Origin of the sequence: Pseudomonas sp. 22085, assembly GCF_052045815.1 — a bacterium.
Classification (GTDB): Bacteria; Pseudomonadota; Gammaproteobacteria; order Pseudomonadales; family Pseudomonadaceae; genus Aquipseudomonas; species Aquipseudomonas glycinae.
Map to the genome: position 1 here is coordinate 136850 of NZ_JBQEQA010000007.1, position 26174 is coordinate 163023.

Annotated in this window: 26 protein-coding genes; 17 read left to right on the plus strand and 9 right to left on the minus strand. The window is 61.8% G+C overall.

The features are described 5' to 3' along the window. Positions 1-35: 35 nt before the first annotated feature. Both ACTJK7_RS10615 and ACTJK7_RS10620 read left to right on the plus strand, forming a co-directional pair. Positions 36-917 (plus strand): ABC transporter permease subunit, encoded by an 882-nt coding sequence (locus tag ACTJK7_RS10615; RefSeq protein WP_170844921.1) that lies wholly within the window; start codon positions 36-38, stop codon positions 915-917. Next, positions 914-1804: an ABC transporter permease subunit gene (locus ACTJK7_RS10620; protein ID WP_440779477.1), complete on the plus strand. Its 891-nt coding sequence runs from the start codon at positions 914-916 to the stop codon at positions 1802-1804. The genes ACTJK7_RS10615 and ACTJK7_RS10620 overlap by 4 nt, the downstream gene beginning before the upstream one ends. Before the next feature lie 105 nt (positions 1805-1909). Here the strand turns inward: ACTJK7_RS10620 and ACTJK7_RS10625 are convergent, their stop codons facing one another. After that, positions 1910-2551, minus strand: coding sequence for an HD domain-containing protein (locus tag ACTJK7_RS10625; RefSeq protein WP_085653971.1), 642 nt, complete (start codon positions 2549-2551; stop codon positions 1910-1912). A 190-nt stretch (positions 2552-2741) separates the two neighbouring features. Between ACTJK7_RS10625 and ACTJK7_RS10630 the strand changes: the two genes are divergently transcribed. Then, on the plus strand, positions 2742-3707 hold the full coding sequence (locus ACTJK7_RS10630) for a GlxA family transcriptional regulator (protein WP_085653972.1): 966 nt from the start codon (positions 2742-2744) through the stop codon (positions 3705-3707). Positions 3708-3714: 7 nt separating this feature from the next. Here ACTJK7_RS10630 and ACTJK7_RS10635 read toward each other — a convergent pair whose 3' ends face one another. Together ACTJK7_RS10635 and ACTJK7_RS10640 are read right to left on the minus strand one after the other, a co-directional pair. Continuing rightward, positions 3715-6126 carry a penicillin acylase family protein gene (locus ACTJK7_RS10635; protein ID WP_440779479.1) on the minus strand — a complete coding sequence of 804 codons (2412 nt, stop codon included), beginning with the start codon at positions 6124-6126 and terminating at the stop codon, positions 3715-3717. Positions 6127-6229: 103 nt separating this feature from the next. After that, complete coding sequence (locus ACTJK7_RS10640) at positions 6230-6808, minus strand: DUF6436 domain-containing protein (protein ID WP_440779481.1); 579 nt, start codon at positions 6806-6808, stop codon at positions 6230-6232. Positions 6809-6905: 97 nt separating this feature from the next. On the opposite strand from ACTJK7_RS10640, the gene ACTJK7_RS10645 reads away from it, so the two are divergent. Beyond that, the gene (locus tag ACTJK7_RS10645) at positions 6906-7856 is read left to right on the plus strand and encodes an alpha/beta hydrolase (protein ID WP_440779483.1); all 951 of its coding nucleotides are present in this window, start codon (positions 6906-6908) and stop codon (positions 7854-7856) included. A 1-nt stretch (position 7857) separates the two neighbouring features. Here ACTJK7_RS10645 and ACTJK7_RS10650 read toward each other — a convergent pair whose 3' ends face one another. After that, positions 7858-8610 (minus strand): hypothetical protein, encoded by a 753-nt coding sequence (locus ACTJK7_RS10650; RefSeq protein ID WP_440779485.1) that lies wholly within the window; start codon positions 8608-8610, stop codon positions 7858-7860. 108 nt (positions 8611-8718) lie between these two features. On the opposite strand from ACTJK7_RS10650, the gene ACTJK7_RS10655 reads away from it, so the two are divergent. Together ACTJK7_RS10655 and ACTJK7_RS10660 are read left to right on the plus strand one after the other, a co-directional pair. Next, entirely contained in the window at positions 8719-9351 is a 633-nt protein-coding gene (locus ACTJK7_RS10655) for a 2OG-Fe(II) oxygenase (RefSeq protein WP_085667373.1), read from the plus strand. A 1-nt stretch (position 9352) separates the two neighbouring features. Then, complete coding sequence (locus ACTJK7_RS10660; protein ID WP_258712554.1) at positions 9353-9838, plus strand: DUF523 domain-containing protein; 486 nt, start codon at positions 9353-9355, stop codon at positions 9836-9838. A gap of 11 nt (positions 9839-9849) precedes the next feature. Here ACTJK7_RS10660 and ACTJK7_RS10665 read toward each other — a convergent pair whose 3' ends face one another. Further along, positions 9850-10428 (minus strand): transporter substrate-binding domain-containing protein, encoded by a 579-nt coding sequence (locus ACTJK7_RS10665; RefSeq protein WP_323150988.1) that lies wholly within the window; start codon positions 10426-10428, stop codon positions 9850-9852. A 132-nt stretch (positions 10429-10560) separates the two neighbouring features. Here ACTJK7_RS10665 and ACTJK7_RS10670 point away from each other — a divergent pair, with 132 nt between their 5' ends. Next, positions 10561-10986, plus strand: a complete 426-nt coding sequence (locus ACTJK7_RS10670) for a DUF4399 domain-containing protein (RefSeq protein ID WP_007953489.1) — start codon at positions 10561-10563, stop codon at positions 10984-10986. 61 nt (positions 10987-11047) lie between these two features. Here ACTJK7_RS10670 and serA read toward each other — a convergent pair whose 3' ends face one another. Further along, the gene (serA, locus tag ACTJK7_RS10675; protein WP_007953487.1) at positions 11048-12277 is read right to left on the minus strand and encodes a phosphoglycerate dehydrogenase; all 1230 of its coding nucleotides are present in this window, start codon (positions 12275-12277) and stop codon (positions 11048-11050) included. A 204-nt stretch (positions 12278-12481) separates the two neighbouring features. Between serA and ACTJK7_RS10680 the strand changes: the two genes are divergently transcribed. From ACTJK7_RS10680 to ACTJK7_RS10695, 4 genes are all read left to right on the plus strand, one after another. Then, entirely contained in the window at positions 12482-13876 is a 1395-nt protein-coding gene (locus ACTJK7_RS10680) for an FAD-binding oxidoreductase (protein WP_108563504.1), read from the plus strand. 40 nt (positions 13877-13916) lie between these two features. Beyond that, the gene (locus ACTJK7_RS10685; RefSeq protein ID WP_085653976.1) at positions 13917-14582 is read left to right on the plus strand and encodes a fumarylacetoacetate hydrolase family protein; all 666 of its coding nucleotides are present in this window, start codon (positions 13917-13919) and stop codon (positions 14580-14582) included. Positions 14583-14846: 264 nt separating this feature from the next. After that, positions 14847-15770 carry an SdiA-regulated domain-containing protein gene (locus ACTJK7_RS10690; RefSeq protein WP_108563503.1) on the plus strand — a complete coding sequence of 308 codons (924 nt, stop codon included), beginning with the start codon at positions 14847-14849 and terminating at the stop codon, positions 15768-15770. Positions 15771-15888: 118 nt separating this feature from the next. Beyond that, entirely contained in the window at positions 15889-16806 is a 918-nt protein-coding gene (locus ACTJK7_RS10695; RefSeq protein WP_108563502.1) for an SdiA-regulated domain-containing protein, read from the plus strand. Positions 16807-16953: 147 nt separating this feature from the next. Here the strand turns inward: ACTJK7_RS10695 and rpiA are convergent, their stop codons facing one another. Beyond that, entirely contained in the window at positions 16954-17628 is a 675-nt protein-coding gene (gene rpiA, locus ACTJK7_RS10700; protein WP_007953476.1) for a ribose-5-phosphate isomerase RpiA, read from the minus strand. 146 nt (positions 17629-17774) lie between these two features. On the opposite strand from rpiA, the gene ilvA reads away from it, so the two are divergent. Both ilvA and ACTJK7_RS10710 read left to right on the plus strand, forming a co-directional pair. Further along, the gene (gene ilvA / locus ACTJK7_RS10705; RefSeq protein ID WP_011336426.1) at positions 17775-19289 is read left to right on the plus strand and encodes a threonine ammonia-lyase, biosynthetic; all 1515 of its coding nucleotides are present in this window, start codon (positions 17775-17777) and stop codon (positions 19287-19289) included. A 39-nt stretch (positions 19290-19328) separates the two neighbouring features. Beyond that, positions 19329-19754, plus strand: a complete 426-nt coding sequence (locus ACTJK7_RS10710) for a DUF2269 family protein (protein WP_108563500.1) — start codon at positions 19329-19331, stop codon at positions 19752-19754. Positions 19755-19871: 117 nt separating this feature from the next. On the opposite strand, the gene ACTJK7_RS10715 is transcribed toward ACTJK7_RS10710, so the two are convergent. Further along, positions 19872-20528, minus strand: coding sequence for an HAD family hydrolase (locus ACTJK7_RS10715; RefSeq protein ID WP_007953472.1), 657 nt, complete (start codon positions 20526-20528; stop codon positions 19872-19874). Between the two features lie 143 nt (positions 20529-20671). On the opposite strand from ACTJK7_RS10715, the gene ACTJK7_RS10720 reads away from it, so the two are divergent. Further along, entirely contained in the window at positions 20672-21151 is a 480-nt protein-coding gene (locus tag ACTJK7_RS10720) for an RNA pyrophosphohydrolase (protein WP_003229203.1), read from the plus strand. 22 nt (positions 21152-21173) lie between these two features. Continuing rightward, a complete protein-coding gene (gene ptsP / locus ACTJK7_RS10725; protein ID WP_064380023.1) occupies positions 21174-23453 on the plus strand; it encodes a phosphoenolpyruvate--protein phosphotransferase in 2280 nt (759 codons plus the stop codon). Between the two features lie 124 nt (positions 23454-23577). Here the strand turns inward: ptsP and ACTJK7_RS10730 are convergent, their stop codons facing one another. Further along, the gene (locus tag ACTJK7_RS10730) at positions 23578-24324 is read right to left on the minus strand and encodes an NRDE family protein (protein ID WP_440779489.1); all 747 of its coding nucleotides are present in this window, start codon (positions 24322-24324) and stop codon (positions 23578-23580) included. A gap of 131 nt (positions 24325-24455) precedes the next feature. Here ACTJK7_RS10730 and ACTJK7_RS10735 point away from each other — a divergent pair, with 131 nt between their 5' ends. Next, positions 24456-25238 (plus strand): sulfite exporter TauE/SafE family protein, encoded by a 783-nt coding sequence (locus ACTJK7_RS10735; RefSeq protein ID WP_108563497.1) that lies wholly within the window; start codon positions 24456-24458, stop codon positions 25236-25238. Positions 25239-25334: 96 nt separating this feature from the next. Continuing rightward, positions 25335-26150 (plus strand): prolipoprotein diacylglyceryl transferase, encoded by an 816-nt coding sequence (gene lgt, locus ACTJK7_RS10740; RefSeq protein WP_039767887.1) that lies wholly within the window; start codon positions 25335-25337, stop codon positions 26148-26150. The last annotated feature ends 24 nt before the right edge of the window (positions 26151-26174 follow it).

Genomic DNA, 26174 nt, shown 5'->3' on the forward strand with positions numbered 1-26174 from the left:
ACATGCGCAAATTCAAACGCCGGCTCAATCGAATAATTCCCGGTGGCCGTCAGCTGGTCATCGGGGTTCCGTTCATCTGGCTGTTCCTGTTCTTCATGTTGCCGTTCTTCATCGTCCTGAAGATCAGCTTCGCCGAAGCGGACGTGGCCATCCCGCCGTACACCGAGATCTACACCTACGCCGAGCAGAAGCTGCAATTGCTGCTGAACCTGGGCAACTACGCGATGCTCGGCGACGACGAACTGTACATCGCCGCCTACCTGGGCTCGCTGAAGATGGCGTTTTTCAGCACGCTGCTGTGCCTGTTGATCGGTTATCCGATGGCCTACGCCATCGCCAGCGCCCGCAAAGAGCTGCAAACGGTGCTGGTGCTGCTGATCATGATGCCGACCTGGACCGCGATCCTGATCCGCGTCTATGCGTGGATGGGCATCCTCAGCAATAACGGCCTGCTCAACGGTTTCCTGATGAGCATGGGTTTGATCGACGAGCCGCTGCAGATCCTCAACACCAACCTCGCGGTATACATCGGCGTCGTCTACTCGTACCTGCCGTTCATGATCCTGCCGCTGTACGCCAACCTGGTGAAGCACGACACCAGCCTGCTGGAGGCCGCGTCCGACCTGGGTTCGAGCACCTTCAACAGCTTCTGGAAAATCACCGTGCCGCTGTCCAAGAACGGCATCATCGCCGGCTGCATGCTGGTGTTCATCCCGGTGGTGGGCGAGTTCGTGATCCCGGAACTGCTCGGCGGTCCGGAAACCCTGATGATCGGTAAAGTGCTCTGGCAAGAGTTCTTCAACAACCGTGACTGGCCGGTGGCGTCCGCCCTGGCGGTGGTGATGCTGGCGATCCTGATCGTGCCGATCATCCTGTTCAACCGCAGTCAGGCCAAGGAAATGGAGGGTAAAGAATGAAGCGCTTCCGTTTCTCCAGCCTGATGCTGGTGCTCGGCCTGTTGTTCATCTACCTGCCGATGCTGATCCTGGTGATCTACTCGTTCAACGCCTCGAAACTGGTAACGGTGTGGGGCGGCTGGTCGGTGAAGTGGTACGTCGGCCTGCTCGACAACTCGCAGCTGATGGGTTCGGTGGTGCGCTCGCTGGAAATCGCCTGCTACACCGCGGTTGCCGCGGTGGCGCTGGGGACGCTGGCAGCTTTCGTGCTGACCCGCATCACCCGCTTCAAGGGCCGCACGCTGTTCGGCGGTCTGGTGACCGCGCCGCTGGTCATGCCTGAGGTGATTACCGGTCTGTCGCTGCTGCTGCTGTTCGTGGCGATGGCGCAGATGATCGGCTGGCCACAGGAACGTGGCATCGTCACCATCTGGATCGCGCACACCACGTTCTGTGCGGCGTATGTGGCGGTGGTGGTGTCGGCGCGCCTGCGCGAGCTGGACCTGTCGATCGAAGAAGCAGCGATGGACCTCGGTGCGCGGCCGTGGAAGGTGTTCCTCCTGATCACCATCCCGATGATCGCGCCGTCGCTGGCGGCGGGCGGCATGATGTCGTTCGCCCTGTCGCTGGATGACCTGGTATTGGCGAGCTTCGTCTCTGGCCCAGGGTCGACGACCCTGCCGATGGAAGTGTTCTCGGCGGTGCGCCTGGGCGTGAAGCCGGAGATCAACGCCGTGGCCAGCCTGATTCTGCTGGCGGTGTCGCTGGTGACCTTCCTGGTCTGGTTCTTCAGCCGCCGTGCCGAAGAAGCCCGCAAGAAAGCGATTCAGCAGGCCATCGAAGAAGGCGCTGCGGATTCGTGGAAGCAACCGGACGTGCGCCGGGCGCCGACGCCGGAAGCGGCTTAAGCCAGTGAGGTTGATCACAACTCTGTGATCAACCTCACTTCCTGTGGGAGCGGGNTGTCAGACCGCCATCGCGGGCAAGCCCGCTCCCACAGTGTTTTGTGGTGATCAGGAAGTCCACGGAGAACTGCGGATGACTTCAACGAAATTCATCGGCTTGAACCCCGGCACCTGATCCTTCAGCACATCGGTCTTCACATTGCCGAACGTCGTCTGTGGACGATGACGCAAGCCGTCGGCGAACGCGCAGATGATGCATTCCTTGAAGCCCTCGCCCCGTGGATGCGCATGCACCACCGCCTCACGCTGCACCGTAGTGAACGCCGCGTAGTCCATGCCCAGCACGTCCATCTCGACACCCGCCGTCACCAGCGCCACGGTCGGGCGCAGATGCTTCGGCACACCCGGCGTAGTGTGCAGGGCGATCGACAGCCAGACCTGCTCGATGTCGTCATCGCTCAACCCGTACGGCTTGAGAAACGCGGCGGCTGCGTTGGCACCATCGACTTCGAAGCGCTCGTCATCGCTGCGGTGCCCTTCGACCAGACCCAGGTCGTGAAACATCGCGCCGACGTACAGCAGCTCCGGATCGTAGGCCAGTTGCTGGCGTTCGCCGCTCAAGGCACCGAACAGGAACACCCGGCGCGAGTGGTGGTAAAGCAGGTCGGATTCGATGTCGCGGATGTATTCGGTGGTGGCCCGGGCGAGGGCGCTGTCGGGGATCCGGATACCGGCGATGGTCGTGGTCATGTTGAGCTTCCTCGTCGAAAACGCCGTCACGGCGCTGATGGGGAAAGTCTGTTCCCGGGGGCCAGACCGGACAATCGATCCATGGCTGCGATTCTTGCCATTGCACCTGCAAATCGTGCCAGCTCGCTTCTGCGGCTAGGATTGGCTAGGGTTGGCGCTGATCCGCCATTCCCCGGGAGCCTTCATTGCCATGAACAGAACCGTCGCCATCGTGGTGTTCCCCGGCGTGCAGGCGCTGGACGTCAGCGGGCCGATGGACGTGTTCGCCGAGGCGAACCGCTTCCTGGCGCCGGAGGATCATTACCGGCTCGAGGTGATTGGCGTCGAGCGCGGGCCGATGGCGTGTTCCAACGGGCTGACCCTGAGTGCGCATCGGCATTTCAGCGAAGCGTTGCAGGTTTACGATTTGCTGCTGGTGGCGGGTGGGCCGCAGTTGCCGTTCCTGGATTTCGGCGAGGCGTTCGATGTCTGGCTGCGTGACGCCTGTGGACGGGCGCGGCGATTCGGCTCGATCTGCAACGGTGCGTTCATGCTCGCCCGTGCAGGACTGCTGGACGGGCGCACGGTCACCACCCACTGGAACGACGCCGAGGCGCTGGCGCAGTTGTGCCCGTCGAGCCGGGTCGAGGCCGATCGGTTGTACGTCGAGGACGGCCAGCTCTACACCTCGGCGGGGGTGACGGCGGGGATCGATCTGTCGCTGTACCTGCTGGCGCGTGATCACGGGGCCGAGGTCGCGCTGAGCGTGGCCAAGCGGCTGGTGGTGTTCACCCAGCGCTCGGGCGGGCAGTCGCAGTTCAGCCCGTTCCTCACGCCCCATGCCGAGCCGACGTCGGCGGTGGCGATGGTGCAGTTGTACGTGCTGGCCAATCTCACCGGCGACCTGACCATTGCCGACCTGGCGAACGCTGCGAACATGAGTGCGCGGAATTTCTCCCGGGTGTTTGCGAGGGAGGCGAAAGTCACCCCGGCGGAGTTCGTCGAACGGGCGCGGGTGGATGCGGCGCGGGTGATGCTCGAAAGCACCACGGCGCCGCTGAAGACGGTGGCGTATCAGTGCGGGTTTCGCGATGCGCAACATATGCGCAGCGTGTTCAACCGGCGGCTGGGGGTGACGCCGCAGCAATTCCGGCTGAATTTTGCGGCGATGGTTTGAGTGGCGCTTATTGCGCCGCTCGCGCCGGCAACAGCTTCAAGGTACTGCGCGTATTCGCCGTAACCTCCTCATCACTGAAATGCGCCTGCACATACATCCCGTCCACATACGCTTCCGCCTGATCGTCATAGTGACTGTCGAACGGCACGCCGCTCTGGCCGACCGGGTTGATGGTCAGGCTGTGAGCCGGATCAGCGAAGTCCACCAACCGACGGGTCGACGGGCCGTAGGTCACCGGCCATGGTGCAGGGCCGATCTTCGCCGAGAGGTTGTTCGGCACTTCATGTGAGCCCGGTGCGGCGAACGGGCCGACGTTGAAAATGCGGTCCAGGGGCTTCTGCTGGCCCAGCGGATGACCATGGGTCAGCGTGTGGGCCTTGCCCCATTGCCAGCCGGAAGCGTCGTCGCCGAGGGTCGATTTCAGGTGCGCCATGCTCGCCTGCCACGCGGCGCGTACGACGTCGACGCGGGTTTCCTTGTTCGGCGTGCTGCGGTTGTCCCACCACGGTGAATCGGCATTCGCCGCGAGCCGGGGCAGGGCGGCATCGATCACTCGGGTCGACAGCAGGGTTTCGAAGAAATCATTGCCCAGCTCATCGCGCATTGCCGCGTCGGCGAGGTCGTAGAGGAACTGGTTGAACACCGTCGCACTGACCGAATCCAGCGGATAGTCGCCTTGCCATTGGCCCAGTTGTTCGATCAGCTTCTGCTCGGCGGGATTGCCCGCCACTTCACGCAGCACCGGCAGCAACGGTGCCAACAGACGCGGCCCATAACCGGTGGCAGTGCCCAGTTGCAGCTTCTGGTTGGCCTCGTTGTCCCACTTCACGTTCTTGTCGGCGAGCTGGCGGTTGAGCTTCTGGCCACGGTCGGCAAGATTGTAATAGCCGGGAATCTCCATGCCGGTGGGTGACACGGGCTGGAAGTTGGCCGAGACGATATAGCCCCGCGCCGGGTTCTCTTCCTGCGGGTTGGCGCTGAACGGGAAGTAGCCGTCCTTGTCCGCCTGATTGCTGCTGCCGTCGAGAATGAAGCCAGGCTTCACCCCGGCCGGACGCTTGGGCAGCAGCGCCGAGGCCCACCACGCGATATCGCCCTTGGCGTTGGCGTAGACGATGTTCAGCCCCGGTGCCTGCACCTTGGCGGCAGCGGCGCGGGCCTTGGCCAGGGTGTCGGCGCGGTTGAGCTGGTAGAAACCTTCGAGGATCGGGTTCGGTGTTTCCAGGAAGGCCCACCACATCGCAATCGGGGTTTTCCCGGCGGCGCTGCCGAGAGCATCGTTGATGATCGGGCCGTGGGGCGACTGGCGCAGGGTAATGGTCACCGGCGCCTGGCCTTTCACCGCAATCTGTTGCTCGGTGCTGACCATGTCGGTCCACTGGCCGCGATACCAGACCTGATCCGGGTTGTCCGGATTGACCTTCTCGGCGATCAGGTCGAGGTCGTCGTTCTGGAACATGGTCAGGCTCCAGCCGAAATCCAGGTTGTGGCCGAGAAACGCGAACGGCACCAGCGCCTGATGATGACCGTAGAGTTCGAAGCCCGGTGCCGACAGCTGCGCCTCGTACCACACCGACGGCACCGAAAAGCGGATGTGAGGATCGCCCGCCAGCAACGGCTTGGCGCTTTTGCTGCGGCTACCGGCGATCACCCAGGCGTTGCTGCCTTCGAACTGCGGCAGGCCTTTGTCGATCAGCGCCTGTTGGCTGACGCGGGCCAGAGTGTTCAGGTCTTTCCAGTCTCCGGCGGCGAGGGCCGGTGCGCTGCTGGCGTGGCCATTGGCGAGCACGCCCTTGGGCTGCCAGTCGAGGTCGAAGACGTTGAGGTAATCGGCGCCCAGTTGATCGCGCACATAGGTCAGCAGCGGTTCGGTGCGGAACGCGGCGGCAAAGCTGTAGGCCATGTAGCCGGCGACGCTGATGCTGTCTTCAGCGGTGAACGGCCGCTTGGGGATGCCCAGCACGTCGAACTCGACGGGGGCGGCGTGCGAGTCCTGATATTGATTGATGCCGTCCAGATAGGCTTGCAGGGCCTTCCACGCCGGTGACTGCTTGTCGAGACCGGCCACGTAACTGGCAGCGCGCTCGCGGATGCGCAGGCTGCGGAACAGCTTGTCGGTGTCGAGTAGTTTAGGCCCGAGCACTTCGGCCAGTTCGCCACGGGCTAGGCGGCGCATGGCCTCCATCTGAAACAGGCGATCCTGGGCGTGCACATAACCGAGGGCGCGGTAGAGGTCGATCTCGTTTTCCGCGCGGATGTGCGGCACGCCGCGCTCGTCGTAACGCACGGTCACCGAGCCTTGCAGGTTGCGCAACTCCACTTGGCCCTGACGCGTCGGTTGCTTGCTGTAGACATACCAGCCGCCGGTGGCGAGCAGGACAACGATGAGCAAGGCAAGAACGGTGAAGACGCGTTTCATGGTGACTCCTTGTGCATTCGGGGTTGCCGCCCGTGCGGGCTGCAAACAATTAGCACACGCCTCGTGTGCTGCGCATCGCCGTCCTTGAAATGTCCGGAATGCCTTACTTCGTCTCCGCCGGCCACGGGCAGTAGCAACCGACCGCCAACGTATGAGTCGCATTCACCGGGCGATCATCACTCAACGCTTGCAGGATCGGTTCGATAAAACTGTTGCTGGAGTTGCACGTAAGGCCTTCGCTGTACGGGCCAAAGTACGCCAGTCTGCCGCTGCGGTCCCAGATCGCCACGGCCGGGCTGGCGGGAATCTGCTCCGAACCGGGCAACACCGCGATGGTTTTGAGGCTGCTGAGGGTCGCCGGCAACTGGCCGTGGCTGCCGGCCTTCTGCACCGCAAAGAACTCCACGCCTTTGGGGCCGAACTGTTCGACCATCTCGGTCAGGTGCTGTTGATTGCCGACGTTGCATGGGCAGGCCGGGTCCCAGAAATGCACCAGACGGATATTGCCGGGGCCGGCGAGGTCGGCGGGCAGGCGCAGCGGATCGCCGGAAAATACGGCGGTGTGTTCGCTGAAGGCGCGCAGGTAGCGGCCCTGAAACCAGTTGTACGCGGCCCACAGCACGCCGGCACACACGATGGCGAGCAGGCTGGCAAACAGTGCGGTGCGGTAGGGCGAACGCATGGTTTTCGATCCTCGAGGGCCGGCTAGCTTGCCATGCTTGCCGCGACAGATGAATATCGCAGGCCGATAAAGTCCGTTTACCGTTCTGGAATTGCCCATGTCTGTTGCCTTTGATCCCGATCATCTGCGTGCGAGCCTCAAGCCTTTGGCCGAGTGGCAGCCGTTGTCCGAGGAGGCGAAGGCGTATCAGCGGTTCTACAAGACCGACTTTCCGGAGCGCGATGTCTGGCGTGGCATGGGCCGGTTCGACATCGATGGCTATCAACTGGTCAGCCATTGCTGGTGGCCGGCGGAAACGGCCAGGGCCACGCTGTTTCTGGTGCACGGTTTTTATGACCACACCGGCCTGTACCGGCATGTGATCGAGTGGGCACTGGATCAGGGGTTTGCGGTGATTGCCTGCGATCTGCCGGGGCATGGGTTGTCCAGCGGCGAGCGAGCAAGCATCCGCGATTTCTCCGAGTATCAGGATGCGCTGCAAGGCCTGTTCGCCGAGGCGCGTTCGATTGCACTGCCGCAGCCGTGGCATTTGTGCGGGCAAAGCACCGGCGGCGCGATCATTGTCGATCACGTGCTCAATCATGGTGAAAACAGCCCGGCGCAGGGGCAGTTGATTCTGCTGGCGCCGCTGGTGCGTCCGCGTGCCTGGGGCTGGTCGCAGTTCAGTTATTACCTGCTCAGGCCATTTGTCAGGGGCATCTCCCGGCGTTTCAGCGAGAACTCCAACGACCCGGATTTCCTGCCGTTCCTGCAGGCCGATCCGTTGCAGCCAAAACGCTTGCCGACCGCGTGGGTCGGGGCGTTGTCACGCTGGATCAACCGGGTCGAATACGCGAAGAAAAGTCCACGCCGGCCACTGATCGTTCAGGGCCAGGCGGACATGACCGTGGACTGGCAGCACAACCTGCAAGTGTTGAAATGGAAGTTCGACCGGCCACAGATTCTGTTGCTGGCCGAGGCGCGGCATCACCTGGCCAATGAAACGGCGGAAATGCGCGAGGAGTATTTCGAGTTCCTGAGCAAGCGGATCAAGGGCCGCAACCCCTAGATCACTGGCTGAGGTTCGAGGTGCTCTGGCCCACGGCCAGGCCGGCGCGGATTGCGGCCAGCGCGGCCTGATAGTAGGCCTTGCCTTCGGTGGATTCGGCAAAGGTCGCGAACTCTTCCAGCTCTTCATCCGACAGGTCGCGATAGACGTAGAGCAGCGTGTTGTTCAGGTCGGCGCCGATCTGATCCATCAGGCGCTGGCGTTGACCGTTCAACATGCCCTGGGCCTGACCGCCGCCTAGCAGGCCGGGGATCATCGAGCTCAGACTGTCCGCCGCCACGCCGGCAATCGCCAGGCTGACTTCGGCACCGGCTTCACGGGCGGGCAGGGCCTGGGCGAGGTGGCCGATGATCAGCAAACGACTGTCGCTGGCCGGCATCTTCGGCAGGCCCTTGGCGTTCTTTGCCAATTGATCGCGGCGGGTCGCCAGCAGTTCGGCGGCGACGATCTTCTTGCCCAGCGGTGACAGAAAGAACGACAGGGCCGGTTGCGGATCGGCGAGGTTCTTGCGCAGTTGCGCTTCGGCGCGTTGATCCACGGCCTGGGGGGCAAAGCGCTGGTTGCTGTTGTTCACCAGCGCCTGAAACACCGCCGGCGGCAGGCTGTTCTGGTAACGCTGCTGCGCGGCACTCAGGGCGTCGTTGAAATGCGCGCGTTGTTCTGGCCAGCCGGCGACCTTGTACAGCTGGTCGTGGCCGTCCGCCCAGGCGGGCAAAACGCAGAACATCAACAGTGAAAAAAGCAAACGGCGCATAAGGACTCCTGTCGGCAGCCGACTATTCTCCGTGCGGTGCCAGTACTTGTCGAGAATTCGTATCAAGCCGCCGCGTGGCTCTGTCGGATTTCTTGCCGCAGGCATACTATGCGCGCCATGCAAATATCCTCTGATCACCCGCTGCTGTTACGTATCGTCGACGACCTGGCCGAGCGCGGCTGGTCGCAGCAGAACATTTTCCTGCCTGCGGATTTGACCCGCGCACTGGCGGCCGAGTGCCGCAAACGTGACGCCGAAGGTGAACTGGCGCCGGCGGGGGTCGGACGTGGCCCATTTTCGGAGATCCGCGAGGGGATTCGTGGCGACCATATCCAATGGATCGACCCCGGTCAGGCCGAGGCCAGCGACCGCTACCTGAACCTGATGGACAGCTTGCGCGAAGCGCTCAACCGTGGCCTGTTTCTGGGGCTTGAAGACTTCGAGTGCCACTTCGCCCTGTACCCGCCGGGTGCTTTCTATCGCAAGCATGTCGACCGTTTTCGCGACGATGACCGGCGCATGGTCTCGGCGGTGATCTACCTCAATGACGGCTGGCTGCCGGAGGATGGCGGGCAACTGCGCATGTACCTGGAGAATGACCGCGTTCATGACGTGCAGCCTACGGGCGGTTGTCTGGTGGTGTTTCTCTCCGGCGAAGTCCCTCATGAAGTGTTGCCGGCCAATCGCGAGCGGCTGTCGCTGACAGGCTGGTTCCGCCGCCGTGGCAACGAGCCGTTCTGAGATGCACAGGATTCTGGTCAGTCGCTGCCTGCTGGGCCATCGCGTGCGTTACGACGGTGGAGCCAGTGGGCCGTTCGATCTGCTGGAACAGTGGATTGCCGAAGGTCGGGTAGTGCCGCTGTGTCCGGAAGTCGCCGGTGGATTGCCTACGCCACGAGCGGCGGCAGAGATTCCGGGCGGGCAGGGCAGCGAAGTGCTGGACGGACTCGCTTCGGTGATCACTACCGAGGGCGAAGATGTCAGTGCGCAGTTTCTGGATGGCGCGCGGCAGGCGCTGGCGCTGGTGCAAAAGCACGGGATTCGGGTGGCGGTGCTCAAGGCCAACAGCCCGTCGTGCGGGAATCTGTTGACCTATGACGGGACGTTCAGTGGGGTGAAGGTGAGTGGCGAGGGCGTTACCGCCGCGTTGCTGAAGCGCCATGGCGTACAGGTCTTCAGCGAACTCGAACTGCCGCAAGCCGCACAGGCCCTCAGCTTGCTCGACTAGTCACGCTCACTTCAGTTTTCCGTAGCTTGCACACTCAACCACTTCTTCGACAACGCCTCCAGCCGCCCATCCGCCCTGATCCGCTGCAACGCATTCTCCAGACTCGCGTGAAACGCCGGGTTACCCTTCTGAAACGGAATCGCCAGATCCACCGGCGGCCCAACCTTCGGTTTCTCCTCGGTCAGCGTCTGCACCAGCACCATCGGCCGAGGTTGCTCGTCCTTTTTCGCCAACAACTGCGCATTGACCTGCGTGTAAGGCTCGCTCACGTCGAAACGATCCTTGAGTTCCGGGGTCAGTGCTATGTGGTTGAGCGCGACGTCGTACTTGCCGCTTTCGACGCCCTGGAGCAGATCGGCCTCGTCAGTGACGATGAAGTCGGCGCGCACATCCAGTTCGTTGGCCAGCAGTTGCCCAAGCTCGACCTCGAACCCCGTGAGCGTGTCGCCGTCCTTGAAATTGAAGGGCGGTGTATTAGCCTCAAGGGCAATGCGCAACTCGCCACGGTCGTTGACGTCATCAATCAGTTCGGCGTGAGCCAGAGGGCTCAGAAGGGGAAGCAGGCAGATCAGGCCAGGCAGAAAACGCATGGTCACTCCTTTGAAATCGATATCGGCCTGTTTTCCAGGCTCGCTTTGCTATGGTTGTCGAGTGCCTTCGACAACGAATGGTCATGAAGTTGTCATGACCGTGCGGATTTTACGGAAAAACTGGAGAAGAAAATGAAAAGCTTTATGTCACGTGCAGCGTTGGCCGGTGTGCTGATGGGTGTTTCGGTACTGGCCAGTGCGGCCACACCGGCACCGAAGGGCGCCGAAGTGTTCATCGTTTCTCCCGAGGACGGAGCCACGGTTCCGCAGACCTTCACGGTCAAGTTCGGTGTAAAGGACATCGCGCTGGCACCGGCCGGTGACGTCACCAAGAACACTGGTCATCACCACCTGCTGATCGATGCCAAGGAAATCGTCCCGGCCGGCTCCGTCGTGCCAACCGACGCCAACCATATGCACTTCGGCAAGGCGCAGACCCAGGCTGACATCAAACTCGCGCCGGGCAAGCACACCCTGCAGCTGGAGCTGGGTGACAGCGGCCACATGGCGTTCGATCCGCCGATCGTGTCGAAGAAGATCACCGTCAACGTCGAATGACGTTTTCGCGTGCATTAAAAAGGGAGCCCGAAGGCTCCCTTTTTTGTCGCTCAACGCTTGATCAGAACAACACACGGCTACGGATGGTGCCGTTGACGTGTTGCAGCTTCTCTTGCGCCAGTTCCGAGTACTCGGCGTCGACGTCGATCACCACGTAGCCGACCTTCTCGTTGGTCTGCAGGAACTGACCGGAGATGTTGATGCCGTTTTCGGCGAAGACCTTGTTGATCTCGCTCATCACACCCGGGATGTTCTCGTGGATGTGCAGCAGGCGGTGCTTGCCAGGGTGCGCCGGCAGGGCCACTTCCGGGAAGTTCACCGACGATACCGAAGTACCGTTGTCGCTGTACTTGACCAGTTTTTCTGCCACTTCCAGACCGATATTGGCCTGCGCTTCAGCGGTGGAGCCGCCGATGTGCGGGGTCAGGATCACGTTGTCCAGGCCACGCAGCGGGCTTTCGAACTCTTCGTCGTTGGAGCGCGGCTCGACCGGGAACACGTCGATGGCGGCGCCGATCAGGTGCTTGTCCTTGATCGCAGCGGCCAGGTGATCCAGTTCGACCACGGTGCCGCGTGCAGCGTTGATCAGGATGCCGCCCTTCTTGATGGCGCGGATTTCCTTCTCGCCGATCATCCACTGGGTCGCAGCGGTTTCCGGAACGTGCAGGGTGACGATGTCGGACATGCCCAGCAGCTCGTGCAGGTTGCCGACCTGGGTGGCATTGCCCAGTGGCAGCTTGGTCACGGTGTCGTAGAAGAACACCTGCATGCCCAGACCTTCAGCCAGGACCGACAGCTGGGTACCGATCGAGCCGTAGCCGACGATGCCCAGTTTCTTGCCACGGATCTCGAAGGAGTTGGCTGCGGACTTGATCCAGCCACCACGGTGGCAGGAAGCGTTTTTCTCAGGGATGCCGCGCAGCAGCAGGATCGCTTCGGCCAGCACCAGCTCGGCCACGGAGCGGGTGTTGGAGTACGGTGCGTTGAACACGGCGATGCCGCGCTCGCGGGCCGCTTCCAGGTCAACCTGGTTGGTGCCGATGCAGAAACAGCCGACCGCGACCAGCTTCTTCGCGTGATCGAAGATCTCTTCGGTCAGCTGGGTGCGTGAGCGAATGCCGATGAAGTGAGCGTCAGCGATCTTTTCCTTGAGCTGGGCTTCCGGCAGGGAGCCTGTCAGGTATTCGATGCTGGTGTAGCCCGCCGCCTTGAGGACGTCGACAGCCGATTGGTGGACGCCTTCGAGAAGAAGGAACTTGATCTTGCTCTTATCGAGAGAAGTCTTGCTCATCTGCGTAAACCTGTATCCCGGAGAAAAATGGCAGGAAATGGTCAACAGACATTGACCTGGACGACAAGAAAGCCGTCACCGCAGAACCGGCCTTGGGCACTGGCCTGCGGGGTCGGTATGCTAGCATAGCCACCCCGCTAATCACTCATTCCTGCGACGTGAAGCGTTCTCAGGATGACCATGAATTGTTCGAGAGTTCCGTCGATGACCAATCCTGCCCTGATTGATGAACTGAAGACCCTGGTCGAGCCTGGCAAAGTCCTGACCGATGCCGACTCCCTGAACGCTTACGGCAAGGACTGGACCAAACACTTCGCCCCGGCGCCCAGCGCCATCGTGTTCCCCAAGACCATTGAGCAGGTGCAGGCCGTCGTCCGCTGGGCCAACGAACATAAAGTGGCGCTGGTGCCGTCGGGCGGGCGCACCGGTCTTTCCGCCGCGGCCGTGGCCGCCAATGGCGAAGTAGTCGTGTCGTTCGACTACATGAATCAGATTCTCGACATCAACCTGACCGACCGCACCGCCGTCTGTCAGCCGGGCGTGGTCACCGAGCAATTGCAGAACGCTGCCGAAGAACATGACTTGTACTACCCGGTGGACTTCGCTTCGGCCGGTTCCAGTCAGATTGGCGGCAATATCGGCACCAATGCCGGCGGAATCAAGGTCATTCGCTACGGCATGACCCGCAATTGGGTGGCCGGCATGAAAGTCGTGACTGGCAAGGGCGATGTGCTGGAACTGAACAAGGATCTGATCAAGAACGCCACCGGTTATGACCTGCGGCAGCTGTTCATCGGCGCCGAAGGCACCCTGGGTTTCGTGGTCGAGGCCACCATGCGTCTGGACCGTGCGCCGAAAAACCTGACCGCAATGGTCCTCGGCACCGCCGATTTCGATTCAATCATGCCGGTACTGCACGCCTTTCAGGGCCGGCTCGACCTGACTGCGTTCGAATTCTTCTCCGACAAGGCCCTGGCCAAGGTCATGGGCCGTGGCGATGTGCCGGCGCCGTTCGAAACCGACTGCCCGTTCTATGCCTTGCTGGAATTCGAGGCGACCACCGAAGAAGTGGCCAACACCGCATTGGAAACCTTCGAGCATTGCGTGGAACTGGGCTGGGTGCTGGACGGTGTCATGAGCCAGAGCGAAACCCAGTTGCAGAATCTGTGGAAGCTGCGCGAGTACATCTCCGAAACCATCTCCCACTGGACGCCGTACAAGAACGACATCTCGGTCACGGTCTCGAAAGTCCCTGCGTTTTTGCAGGAAATCGATGCGATCGTCGGCGAACATTACCCGGACTTTGAAATCGTCTGGTTCGGCCACATCGGCGACGGCAACCTGCACCTGAACATCCTCAAGCCGGACAACCTGAGCAAGGACGAGTTTTTCGCCAAGTGCGCCACCGTCAACAAGTGGGTGTTCGAAACCGTCGAGAAATACAACGGTTCGATTTCCGCCGAACACGGCGTGGGCATGACCAAGCGCGACTACCTGACCTACAGCCGCTCGCCGGTGGAAATCGAATACATGAAAGCGGTCAAGGCGGTGTTCGACCCGAACGGCATCATGAACCCGGGCAAGATTTTCGCGGTTTGATTGGCAATCCCTGATGAATCAATGAAGGCAGGAGTCGGTAATGAGCTATCAGCACCAGTATGTCGACGGTACGCGGATTCATTTTCCGCTGGGGAAGGTGGTGTGCATCGGCCGTAACTACGCCGAACACGCCAAGGAACTGGACAACCCGGTGCCTACCGAGCCGTTGCTGTTCATCAAGCCCGGCAGTTGCGTGGTGCCGCTGGAAGGCGGTTTCAGCATTCCGACCGAGCGTGGCTCGGTGCATTACGAGGCGGAAATCGCCGTGTTGATCGGCAAGCCGCTGTCGACCAAACCGAGCCGTGAAGAAGTGCTGGACGCGATCTCCGGTTTCGCCCCGGCGCTGGACCTGACCCTGCGCGACAAGCAGGCCGAGCTCAAGTCCAAGGGCCTGCCGTGGGAAATCGCCAAGTCGTTCGACGGCGCAGCGGTGATTGCGCCGTTCGTGGTCAGCAGCACTTTCGCCGACCTGACCGACATCGGCATCCGCCTGACCATCAACGGCGAAGTACGCCAGGACGGCAACAGCAGCGCGATGCTCAACCCGATCGTGCCGATGATCCAGCACATGGCCGGCTGCTTCTCGCTGCAGGCCGGTGACGTGATCCTGACCGGCACGCCGGTGGGCGTCGGCCCGCTGAACGTTGGTGATGAGATCGTGCTGGAGCTGCCGGGCGCCAGTCGCTTCACCAGCAGCGTTCGCTGACGGCAACACTGAAATACCTTTGTGGGAGCCAGCCCGCTGGCGATGAGGGACTGTCAGTTGATGTTTCATTCGACTGATCCACCGTCATCGCCAGCAGGTCGGCTCCCACATTTGTTTTTGTGTGGTCGCTCGCAAAGGCATAAGGCAATCCGGCCATTTGCCGTTTTTTTCACATTTTGTCCGGATAATTCCGGTCATTCTGGCGTCTGAGCCGGCCTCTTTGTGCTATTACCCGTAGCCTGAATTTTCGGAACGCGTCCTTCGATGTCATCTCAAACTCAGCTCAAACCTGCTCGCCGTTCACGCTTCGCCCTGCGCTGGTATTCCTGGCTTTTGTTGGCAGCCGTCGCTGCGTACGGGCTGGCGTTTGCCATGCATTGGGATGACCGGGGTGTGCTGTGGGTGCTGGAACGCTTCGAGAGTCCGGCCGAGAAGCTGGACAGCGTCTGGCTCCCGGACTACCGGGTGGTCATCGACGCCAAGCTGCTGCCGGGCATGGAAAAGGACGAAGCTTCGGATTTGTCCTATAACCCGCAGACCAAAACCCTGTTTTCAGTGATGGGCAAGAATCCGTTTCTGGTCGAGCTGACCTTGCAGGGTGACGTGCTGCGCAAGATGCCGCTGGTGGGCTGGAGCAATCCGGAAGGCCTGACGGTGATGGAGAACGGCTTGATGGCGATTGTCGATGAGCGCGAGCATCTGCTTTCCATCGTCAAGGTCGATGCCGCGACTCGCGAGCTAAAGCGCGATGATTTCCCGAAATACGACCTGGGCCCGTCCAAGGATCAGAACAAAGCCTTCGAAGCCATCACCTGGGACGCCCGCAACCAGCAACTGCTGCTGGGCGAGGAGCGTCCGCCGGCGCTGTTCACCTGGAAAAGCGACGGCAGCCAGACCCTCAAGGGCGACAAGCAGAAACTCGACAGCGACGAACTCGATATTCGCAATCTGTCGGCCCTGGCGATCGACCCGCGCACCGGGCACACCCTGGTGCTGTCTGCCGATTCGCACCTGTTGCTGGAGCTGGACGAGAAGGGCGAACAAGTCAGCTTCATGACCCTGCTCGGCGGTTTCAACGGTTTGAAGAAAACCATTCCCCGCGCCGAAGGCGTGACCATGGACGACTCGGGCACGCTGTACATGGTCAGTGAGCCGAACCTGTTCTACCGCTTCGAAAAGCAGAAGTAACGACTCCTACAGCAATTGCAGATCTGTGGAGTTGTGGCTTGAGGCAAGTGGCCATTAAGCTTCAGTTCAGACAGGCGTGATATTTCATCCGCCTGTTTTGATACCGAGCCTGCCCCGAATGCGTCGACTTGCCCGTCCCAAGCCTCTATTCATCATCCTGTCGGTGATTGCCCTGATCGCGCTGATTGCGATCGGCCAATACATGCGTCTGTTCGAGCGTGCCTGGTTCAACCTGCATGCGCTCTGGCAACCGATGAGCAGCGAGGCGATCGGGCTGGATCAGTATCGGGTGGAGATCGAAGCGAAGGTCATCGACGGGCTGGACGACGATGTCTCGGCGCTGACTTACGATCCGGTGCGCAAAAGCCTGTTCACCGTAACCAACAAGAATGCCGAACTGATCGAGCTGTCGCTGGACGGCACGATCCTGCGCCGTGTCGCCTTGATCGGCTTTGGCGATCCGGAGGCGGTGGAGTTCATCAGTGCCGACACCTACGTGATCACCGACGAGCGCCAGCAGCGGCTGATCAAGATTCACCTGGAGCACGACACCACGTTCCTCGATGCAGCGGATGCCGAGCAAATGACCCTCGGTGTGCACATGAGCGGCAACAAGGGCTTTGAAGGCCTGGCTTACGACTCGGTGGGCAAGCGCCTGTTCGTGGCCAAGGAGCGGGATCCGATGCTGATTTATGAAGTGCACGGTTTCCCGCACTTCAATCCGGAAAAGTCCTACGCAGTGCACGTGATCAACAATCCCAAGCGCGATGCCGGGATGTTCGTGCGCGATCTGTCGAGCCTGCAATACGACGAGCGCAGCGGCCATTTGCTGGCGCTGTCCGACGAGTCAAGGCTGATTCTGGAGCTGGATGTGGACGGGCGCCCGTTGAGCACCATGTCGTTGAACGGTGGCCGGCAGGGCCTGAAGAAAACCGTGCCGCAGGCGGAAGGTATCGCGATGGATGATGACGGGACGTTGTATCTGGTGAGCGAGCCGAATCTGTTCTACGTCTTCAGAAAGCCTGCGCAAAACTAATTCGCACCACAAAACACTGTGGGAGCGAGCTTGCTCGCGACGAGGGAGGATCAGTCGCCAAACAAGTCGAATGACACACCGCTATCGCTGGCAAGCCAGCTCCCACAGGTTTTTCATCTGCCCACAAAAAATGTGAGCAGTTTCGGCTTACTCGGCCTTCAATGTTTTCACACCTTCGGAAGTACCCAGCAACAACAGATCCGCCGGACGCGCCGCGAACAGACCGTTGGTGACCACGCCGACGATCGCATTGATCTGCGCTTCCAGCTCCACCGGGTTAGTGATCTGCAAGTTGTGCACGTCGAGGATGATGTTGCCGTTGTCGGTCAGCACGCCTTCGCGGTAGACCGGGTCGCCGCCCAGTTTCACCAGCTGGCGGGCGACGTGGCTGCGGGCCATCGGGATCACTTCCACCGGCAACGGGAAGGCGCCGAGCACCGGTACCAGTTTGCTGGCGTCAGCGATGCAGATGAAGGTCTGGGCCACGGCCGCGACGATCTTCTCGCGGGTCAGGGCTGCGCCGCCGCCCTTGATCAGGTTCAGGTGCTCGTCGCTTTCATCGGCGCCGTCGACGTAGAACTCCAGGTTGCTCACGGTGTTCAGCTCATACACCGGAATCCCGTGGCCCTTGAGGCGCGCAGCGGTGGCTTCGGAGCTCGCGACCGCGCCATCGAACGCGCCCTTGTGCTGGGCGAGGGCGTCGATGAAGCAGTTGGCGGTGGAGCCGGTGCCGACGCCGACGATGCTCTTGTCGTCGAGTTTCGGAAGGATGAAGTCGACGGCGGCCTGGGCCACGGCCTGTTTGAGTTGATCCTGGGTCATGCGGGCTCCGGAAGCGGGCAAGGTAAGAACGGAAAGGCCGGCATTATAGCCTCAAGCCGGGCTAAAACCTCTGGATTCGTGTGGTCGTGCGCCCAAAAGGCGGGTTAGACTCGCTGGTCCCGCCCAACCGCCAGTGATGCTTTCCGATGCTCGAACAGTACGTCAAGAAGATCCTCACCTCGCGCGTTTATGACGTTGCCGTAGAAACCCCGCTGCAGAACGCCCGCCAGCTCTCCGAGCGGCTGGGCAACGACATCTGGCTCAAGCGCGAAGACTTGCAGCCGGTGTTCTCGTTCAAGATTCGCGGCGCCTACAACAAGCTGACCCAGTTGAGCGATGAAGAGCGCGCCCGTGGCGTGGTCACCGCGTCGGCGGGCAACCACGCCCAGGGCCTGGCCCTGGCGGCGAAAGTGCTGGGCGTGAAAGCCACCATCGTGATGCCCAAGACCACCCCGGAGATCAAGGTCGAAGGCGTACGCTCCCGTGGCGGCAAGGTGGTGCTGCACGGCGATTCGTTCCCGGAAGCCTTGGCCTACTCGCTGAAACTGGTCGATGAAAAAGGCTACGTCTACATCCACCCGTACGACGATCCGCACACCATTGCCGGGCAGGGCACCGTGGCGATGGAAATTCTGCGCCAGCACCCCCAGCCGCTGGATGCGATCTTCGTTCCAGTGGGCGGCGGCGGTCTGATCGCCGGCATCGCGGCGTACGTGAAATACCTGCGTCCGGACATCAAGGTCATCGGCGTCGAGCCCGACGACTCCAACTGCCTGCAAGCGGCGATGGCGGCAGGCGAACGCGTGGTGCTGCCGACTGTAGGCATCTTCGCCGACGGCGTGGCGGTGGCGCAGATCGGCCAGCACACCTTCGACATCTGCAAGGATTACGTCGACGAAGTGATCACCGTCAGCACCGACGAAATCTGCGCGGCGATCAAGGACATCTACGACGACACCCGCTCGATCACCGAACCGGCCGGCGCCCTCGGCGTGGCCGGGATCAAGAAGTATGTCGAGCAGCGCGGCGTCAGCGGCCAGACCTTCGTGGCCATCGACTCCGGGGCCAACGTCAACTTCGACCGCTTGCGCCACGTCGCCGAGCGCGCCGAACTGGGTGAAGGCCGCGAAGCGATCATCGCCGTGACCATCCCCGAGAAGGCCGGCAGCTTCAAGGCCTTCTGCGAGGCCATCGGCAAGCGCCAGATCACCGAATTCAACTACCGCTACAACAATGGCAGCGAAGCGCACATCTTCGTCGGCGTGCAGACCCACCCGGACAACGACCCGCGCAGTGCGCTGCTGGCGAGCCTGACCGAGCAGGGTTTCCCGGTACTCGACCTGACCGACAACGAACTGGCCAAACTGCACATCCGCCACATGGTCGGCGGTCGCGCCGCGCATGTGGTCGATGAAGTGGTGCTGCGATTCGAGTTCCCGGAGCGTCCGGGCGCGCTGTTCAACTTCCTCAACAAGCTCGGCGGTCGCTGGAACATCTCGATGTTCCACTACCGCAACCACGGCGCAGCAGACGGACGAGTAGTGGCGGGCCTGCAAGTGCCCCACGACGAACGTCATCTGGTGCCCGCAGCCCTTGAGGAAATCGGCTACCCGTACTGGGACGAAAGCGACAACCCTGCCTATCAGCTGTTTCTTGGCTGAACGGCTACGCTGATGGGCAGGCCATAAGGAAATCGGATCATGGAAACGTTAACCGCCCTGAAAGCGGCGCACATGCTGGCAACTGCGGTGCTGTTGCTCGGTGCGCTGGGCCTGGGAATCTGGGTCTGGCGCGCACGGCGCAACGGTGATGCGACGGCGGGCAGCCGTACGTTGCAGCGGCCATGGCTGTTTGTCTGGCTGTTGATCGTGTTGGCGCTGGTGAGCATGCCGTTCACTGGCTGGTGGATGGTGCATCTGGTGGGCTGGCCGCTGGGGCAGACGTGGATTCTGGCCTCGAGCGTGCTCTACACCGTGGCGGCGCTGGCGTGGTTCTGGCTGCTGGTGCGCTTGAACCGGTTGCGCAAGACGCCGGGCGGCGTGGGCCGGTTCAGTCTGGGGCTGGCGTTGTTCGGGTTGGTCTGCTTTATCGCGATTGCCGGGCTGATGGGCGCCAAGCCGGTTTAAGGCTTCACACCGAGTCGACCCAATCGCTGGCAAGCCAGCTCCCACAGGGGATTGTGTGCGACACAGATCCAATGGGGGAGCGTGCTTGCTCCGGGCGGCGTTCCGACGAAGGCGTAGTCAGTCGCGCAGACTGATTACCGGCCAGCCACGTTTCTCGGCTTCGGCCCGCAGGTTCGGATCCGGATCGACCGCCACAGGATTCGCCACCTGCTCCAGCAGTGGCAGGTCATTCATCGAGTCGCTGTAGAAATAGCTGCCTTCCAGCGAATGCCCGGTTTCCTCCAGCCAGCGGTTCAGGCGCGTCACCTTGCCTTCGCGAAAGCACGGCACGTCGGTGCTGCGTCCGGTGTAGCGGCCGTCCTGCATTTCGCACTCGGTGGCGATCAGGGTTTCGACGCCCAGGCGCACGGCGATCGGTGCGGTGACGAAGCGGTTGGTGGCAGTGATGATCACCAGTTTGTCGCCGGCGTCGCGGTGCTTTTTCAGCAGCTCAAGCGCCTTGGGCAGAACGATCGGCTCGATGCAGTCGCGCATGTAATCGTTGTGCCATTGCTCAAGCACGGCCATCTCGGTGCGGCCGAGGATTTCCAGGCAGAAGTTCAGGTAGGCCGCGTTATCCAGTTTGCCGGCCAGGTAATCCTGGTAGAACTCGTCGTTGCGTGTCTTGTAGGCGATCGGGTCGAGGAAGCCGCGCTCGCACAGATAGTCACCCCAGGCGTGATCGCTGTCGCCGCCCAGAAGGGTGTTGTCCAAATCGAATAAAGCCAGGCGCATTGCAGTTACCCGCTGAAAAGTCAGTAAAAAGGTGACCAGAATACGGTCTTTTCACAAGAGTGCACATAAGGTAGGAAGCCTCGTTGCCGCCTTCACAACCTTTGTGGAACAATGCGGCGACATGCGTTTGCGAGGTTGTTGCCGTGATCGACCCCGATGGTTTCCGCCCTAATGTCGGGATCATTCTGACGAATGACGCCGGCCAGGTGCTATGGGCTCGCCGTATCAATCAAGATGCCTGGCAGTTTCCACAAGGGGGAATCAACCCCGAGGAGACGCCCGAAGACGCCTTGTACCGCGAGCTGAACGAAGAAGTTGGCCTGGAACGCGAAGATGTTGAAATTCTCGCCTGTACCCGGGGCTGGTTGCGCTATCGTTTGCCGCAACGTCTGGTGCGAACCCACAGCCAACCGCTGTGCATCGGCCAGAAACAGAAGTGGTTTCTCCTGCGCCTGATCTCCAACGAGCAGCGGGTGCGGATGGATTTGACCGGTAAACCGGAGTTCGATGGCTGGCGCTGGGTCAGTTATTGGTATCCGTTGGGCCAGGTGGTGACATTCAAGCGCGAAGTGTATCGCCGCGCTCTCAAAGAGCTTGCCCCGCGCCTTTTAGCGCGCGACTGACGACGGAGTTCGACCCCGAGCCATGCTCAATACGCTGCGCAAGATCGTCCAGGAAGTTAACTCCGCCAAGGATCTCAAGGCGGCGTTGGGGATTATTGTGTTGCGCGTCAAAGAGGCCATGGGCAGCCAGGTCTGCTCGGTCTACCTGCTTGATCCAGAGACCAACCGCTTCGTGCTGATGGCCACCGAGGGCTTGAACAAGCGCTCGATCGGCAAGGTCAGCATGGCACCCAACGAAGGTCTGGTCGGCCTGGTCGGCACGCGTGAAGAACCCCTGAACCTCGAAAACGCCGCGGATCACCCGCGCTACCGCTACTTCGCCGAGACCGGCGAGGAGCGCTACGCCTCGTTCCTCGGGGCGCCGATCATTCACCACCGCCGCGTCGTCGGCGTGTTGGTCATCCAGCAGAAAGAACGCCGCCAGTTCGATGAGGGTGAAGAAGCCTTCCTCGTGACCATGAGCGCGCAGCTCGCGGGCGTAATCGCTCACGCCGAGGCCACAGGTTCCATCCGTGGTCTGGGCCGTCAGGGCAAGGGCATTCAGGAAGCCAAGTTCGTCGGCGTGCCGGGTTCACCGGGTGCGGCGGTCGGTACCGCGGTGGTCATGTTGCCACCGGCGGATCTGGACGTGGTGCCGGACAAAACCATCACCGACATCGACGCGGAGCTGGCGCTGTTCAAGACCGCCATCGAAGGCGTGCGCGCCGACATGCGTGCGTTGTCGGCCAAACTGGCGACCCAGCTGCGTCCGGAAGAGCGCGCGCTGTTCGACGTCTATCTGATGATGCTCGACGATGCCTCGCTGGGCAGCGAAATCACCAACGTGATCAAGACCGGTCAATGGGCCCAGGGCGCGCTGCGCCAGGTCGTGACCGATCACGTCAATCGCTTCGATCTGATGGACGACGAGTACTTGCGTGAGCGGGCGTCGGACGTCAAGGACCTCGGCCGCCGGCTGCTCGCCTATCTGCAGGAAGAGCGCCAGCAAAACCTGGTCTACCCGGAAAAAACCATTCTGGTCAGCGAAGAACTGACGCCGGCGATGCTCGGCGAGGTGCCGGAAGGCACGCTGGTCGGTCTGGTCTCGGTACTGGGCTCGGGCAACTCCCACGTTGCGATCCTCGCCCGGGCCATGGGTATCCCGACGGTGATGGGCCTGGTCGACCTGCCGTACGCCAAGGTTGACGGCATCGACATGATCGTCGATGGCACCAAGGGTGAGGTCTACACCAACCCCAGCGAAGTGCTGCGCAAGCAGTTCACCGAGGTGGTGGAGGAAGAGAAGCAACTGGCGCTGGGTCTCGATACCCTGCGCGACCTGCCGTGCGTGACCCTTGATGGCCACCGCATGCCGCTGTGGGTCAACACCGGCCTGCTGGCGGACGTGGCGCGGGCGCAGAAGCGCGGCGCCGAAGGTGTCGGTCTGTACCGCACCGAAGTGCCGTTCATGATCAACCAGCGCTTCCCGAGCGAGAAGGAACAACTGGCGATCTACCGCGAGCAGCTCGCCGCGTTCCACCCGCAACCGGTGACCATGCGCAGCCTGGACATTGGCGGCGACAAGTCGCTGTCGTACTTCCCGATCAAGGAAGACAACCCGTTCCTCGGCTGGCGCGGGATCCGCGTCACCCTCGACCACCCGGAAATCTTCCTGGTGCAGACCCGCGCGATGCTCAAGGCCAGCGAAGGCCTGAACAACCTGCGGATCCTGCTGCCGATGATCTCCGGCATCCACGAGCTCGAAGAGGCGCTGCACCTGATCCACCGGGCCTGGGGTGAAGTGCGCGACGAAGGCACCGACGTGCCGATGCCGCCGGTGGGCGTGATGATCGAAATTCCGGCGGCGGTTTACCAGACCCGGGAACTGGCGCGGATGGTGGACTTCCTGTCGGTCGGCTCCAACGACCTGACCCAGTACCTGCTGGCGGTGGACCGCAACAACCCACGGGTGGCCGATCTCTACGACTACCTGCACCCGGCGGTGCTGCAAGCCCTGCAAACCGTGGTACGTGACGCCCATGCCGAAGGCAAGCCGGTGAGCATCTGCGGCGAGATGGCCGGTGACCCGGCGGCAGCGGTGCTGTTGATGGCGATGGGCTTCGACAGCCTGTCGATGAACGCCACCAACCTGCCGAAGGTGAAGTGGATGCTGCGTCAGATCAACCTGAGCAAGGCCAGGGATCTGCTGGCGGAACTGATGACCATCGACAACCCGCAGGTGATCCACAGCTCGCTGCAACTGGCGTTGAAGAATCTTGGGTTGGCGAAGATGGTCAATCCGGCGGCGGTCAAATCCCTCTGAAATTCTGAGGGCCTCATCGCTGGCAAGCCAGCTCCCACAGTTTCCTCCAGTGTTCACAAAATATGTGTCCACCGAGCATCCTGTGGGAGCTGGCTTGCCAGCGATGGCGTCCGTATAGCAACGCCTAAATCAGAATTTCCACTTCCCCCAAGTGCCCGCCATACGGCCCGAAACTGCGCTCCACCATCCGCCGCGTCCCATCAGCCTGCACGATCAACGCCGTACTCGCCCGCGTCCCGTAACTCTGGCTGGCAATAAACACACTCGACAACAACGACTCGGTCGCCAGCCCCACGCCGGTGTCCGGCAGATCGGCAAACGGTGCCGTTTGCGCATCGCTCAATAAAGCCAACAACCGCTCGGGCTGCGGATCATCCAGCACAGCACTCAATGCCGCTTTGGCCTTGAGCAGTTTCGGCCACGGTGTATCCAGCCCGGCGTTGGACAGACCATAGACGCCGGGCTGCAACATCACCGGTTCCGAAGACCGCGCATTGAAGTGCCACAGCTCGTTGGCATTGCCCAGCAGCAGGTTGAAGCCGGCATAGTCCGGCGAACGGGCGACAACGTCGGACAAGTAGTCATCGATCGACAGGTTTGCGGTCAGAAATCCCGCCACCAGCTCGCCCCGAGAACGTCGGGCCGGCGGCTGATGCGGATCGCGAATGTTGGTCAGCGCCGCGAAACGACCGTTGGCACCCAGTCCGAGCCAGGTTCCCCCGGCCTCAAGGTCCCGTCCGGCATGAACCTGCGGCGACTCGGGCCATTGCGCCAGCGGCAGGCTGGGCCGGGCGTAGAATTCGTCACGGTTGGCCGCGACGATCAGTGGCTGGGCATGCCCCGGCCGCCAGGCGAAAACAATCAGGCACATAAGGTGGTCCTTGTGTGTTTTTTGCCCACTCTACGCAGACATCGTCCGTGCATCCATCGCCAGTGGAGCCGAAGGGTATCCATCCGTTACCATGCCGCTCCGGTTTTGGGGACGTGCCTTGGGAGGCAGTCATGGAATTTCTGCTCTATCTGGCGCTGGGCGCCTGTGCGGGCGTACTGGCCGGGCTGTTCGGGGTGGGCGGCGGGATCATCATCGTCCCGGTGCTGGTGTTCAGTTTCACCTTGCAGGGCTTCGATCCGTCGATCCTGACCCATCTGGCGGTCGGCACGTCCCTGGCGACGATCATCTTCACGTCGGTCAACGCGGTGCGCGAGCATCATCGACGCGGCGCGGTGCGCTGGCCAATCTTCCGCTGGATGACCGTCGGCATTCTGCTCGGCGCCGGTTTCGGTGCATTGACCGCCGAAGCGATCTCCGGACCCAACCTGCAAAAGATCATCGGTGTATTCGCCCTGGTGATCGCGGCGCAGCTGGCGCTGGACGTCAAGCCCAAGGCCAGCCGAACGGTGCCGGGTAAACTCGGTCTGACCGTGGCCGGCAGTGTGATCGGCTGGGCATCGGCGATTTTCGGGATTGGCGGCGGCTCGCTGACCGTGCCGTTCCTGACTTGGCGCAGCGTGCCGATGCAGCAGGCGGTGGCGACCTCGTCGGCCTGCGGTCTGCCGATTGCTGTGGCCAGTGCAATAAGTTTCATGATTCTGGGCTGGCATGATCCGTTGCTGCCGGCCCATAGTCTCGGTTTTGTGTATTTGCCGGCACTGCTCGGCATTGCGCTGACCAGCATGGTGTTCGCCCGTCTCGGCGCGCGGCTGGCGCACAGGATGTCGCCGAAGTTGCTGAAACGGCTGTTCGCGGCTTTGCTGTTTTGCGTGGGCCTGAGCTTTCTGTTCTGAGCCGTCGGTTTTGGCAGGTCGCAATCCTGGCTTAATCCTGAGGTGACAGCGTCGCCCGGGAATTTTTGAAGATTTGAATGCTAACGAGGAGTCGCAATGCTGCCTTACCCGCAGATCGATCCGGTGGCTTTGGCCATCGGTCCGCTGAAAATCCACTGGTACGGCCTGATGTACCTGGTCGGCATCGGCGGCGCGTGGCTGCTGGCATCGCGCCGGCTCAACCGTTTCGACCCGACCTGGACCAAGGAAAAGCTGTCCGACCTGGTGTTCTGGCTGTCGATGGGTGTGATTGTCGGCGGGCGTCTGGGCTATGTGCTGTTCTACGACCTGAGCGCTTACCTGGCCAACCCGACACTGATTTTCGAAGTGTGGAAGGGCGGCATGTCGTTCCACGGCGGTTTCATCGGCGTGATGCTGGCCGCGCTGTGGTTCGGCAAGCGTAACGGCAAGTCGTTCTTCCAACTGATGGACTTCGTGGCGCCGATGGTGCCGATCGGTCTGGGCGCCGGACGCATCGGCAACTTCATCAACGCCGAGCTGTGGGGCAAGGCTACCGACGTGCCGTGGGCCATGGTATTCCCGCCGTTCAGCGACCCGGCGCAACTGCCGCGTCACCCGTCGCAGCTGTATCAGTTCGCTCTGGAAGGCGTGGCGCTGTTCCTGATCCTCTGGCTGTTCTCGCGCAAGCCGCGGCCGACCATGGCGGTCTCGGGCATGTTCGCGCTGTTCTATGGCATCTTCCGTTTCATCGTCGAATTCGTCCGCGTGCCGGACGCGCAACTGGGCTATCTGGCCTGGAACTGGCTGACCATGGGTCAGGTACTCTGCGTACCGATGATCATCGGCGGGCTGTTCCTGATCTGGCTGGCCTACCACCGCGCCCCGGCGGCGCCGGTTGCACCGACAGCTTAAATATTCGAACCCCGGCGACGTCTG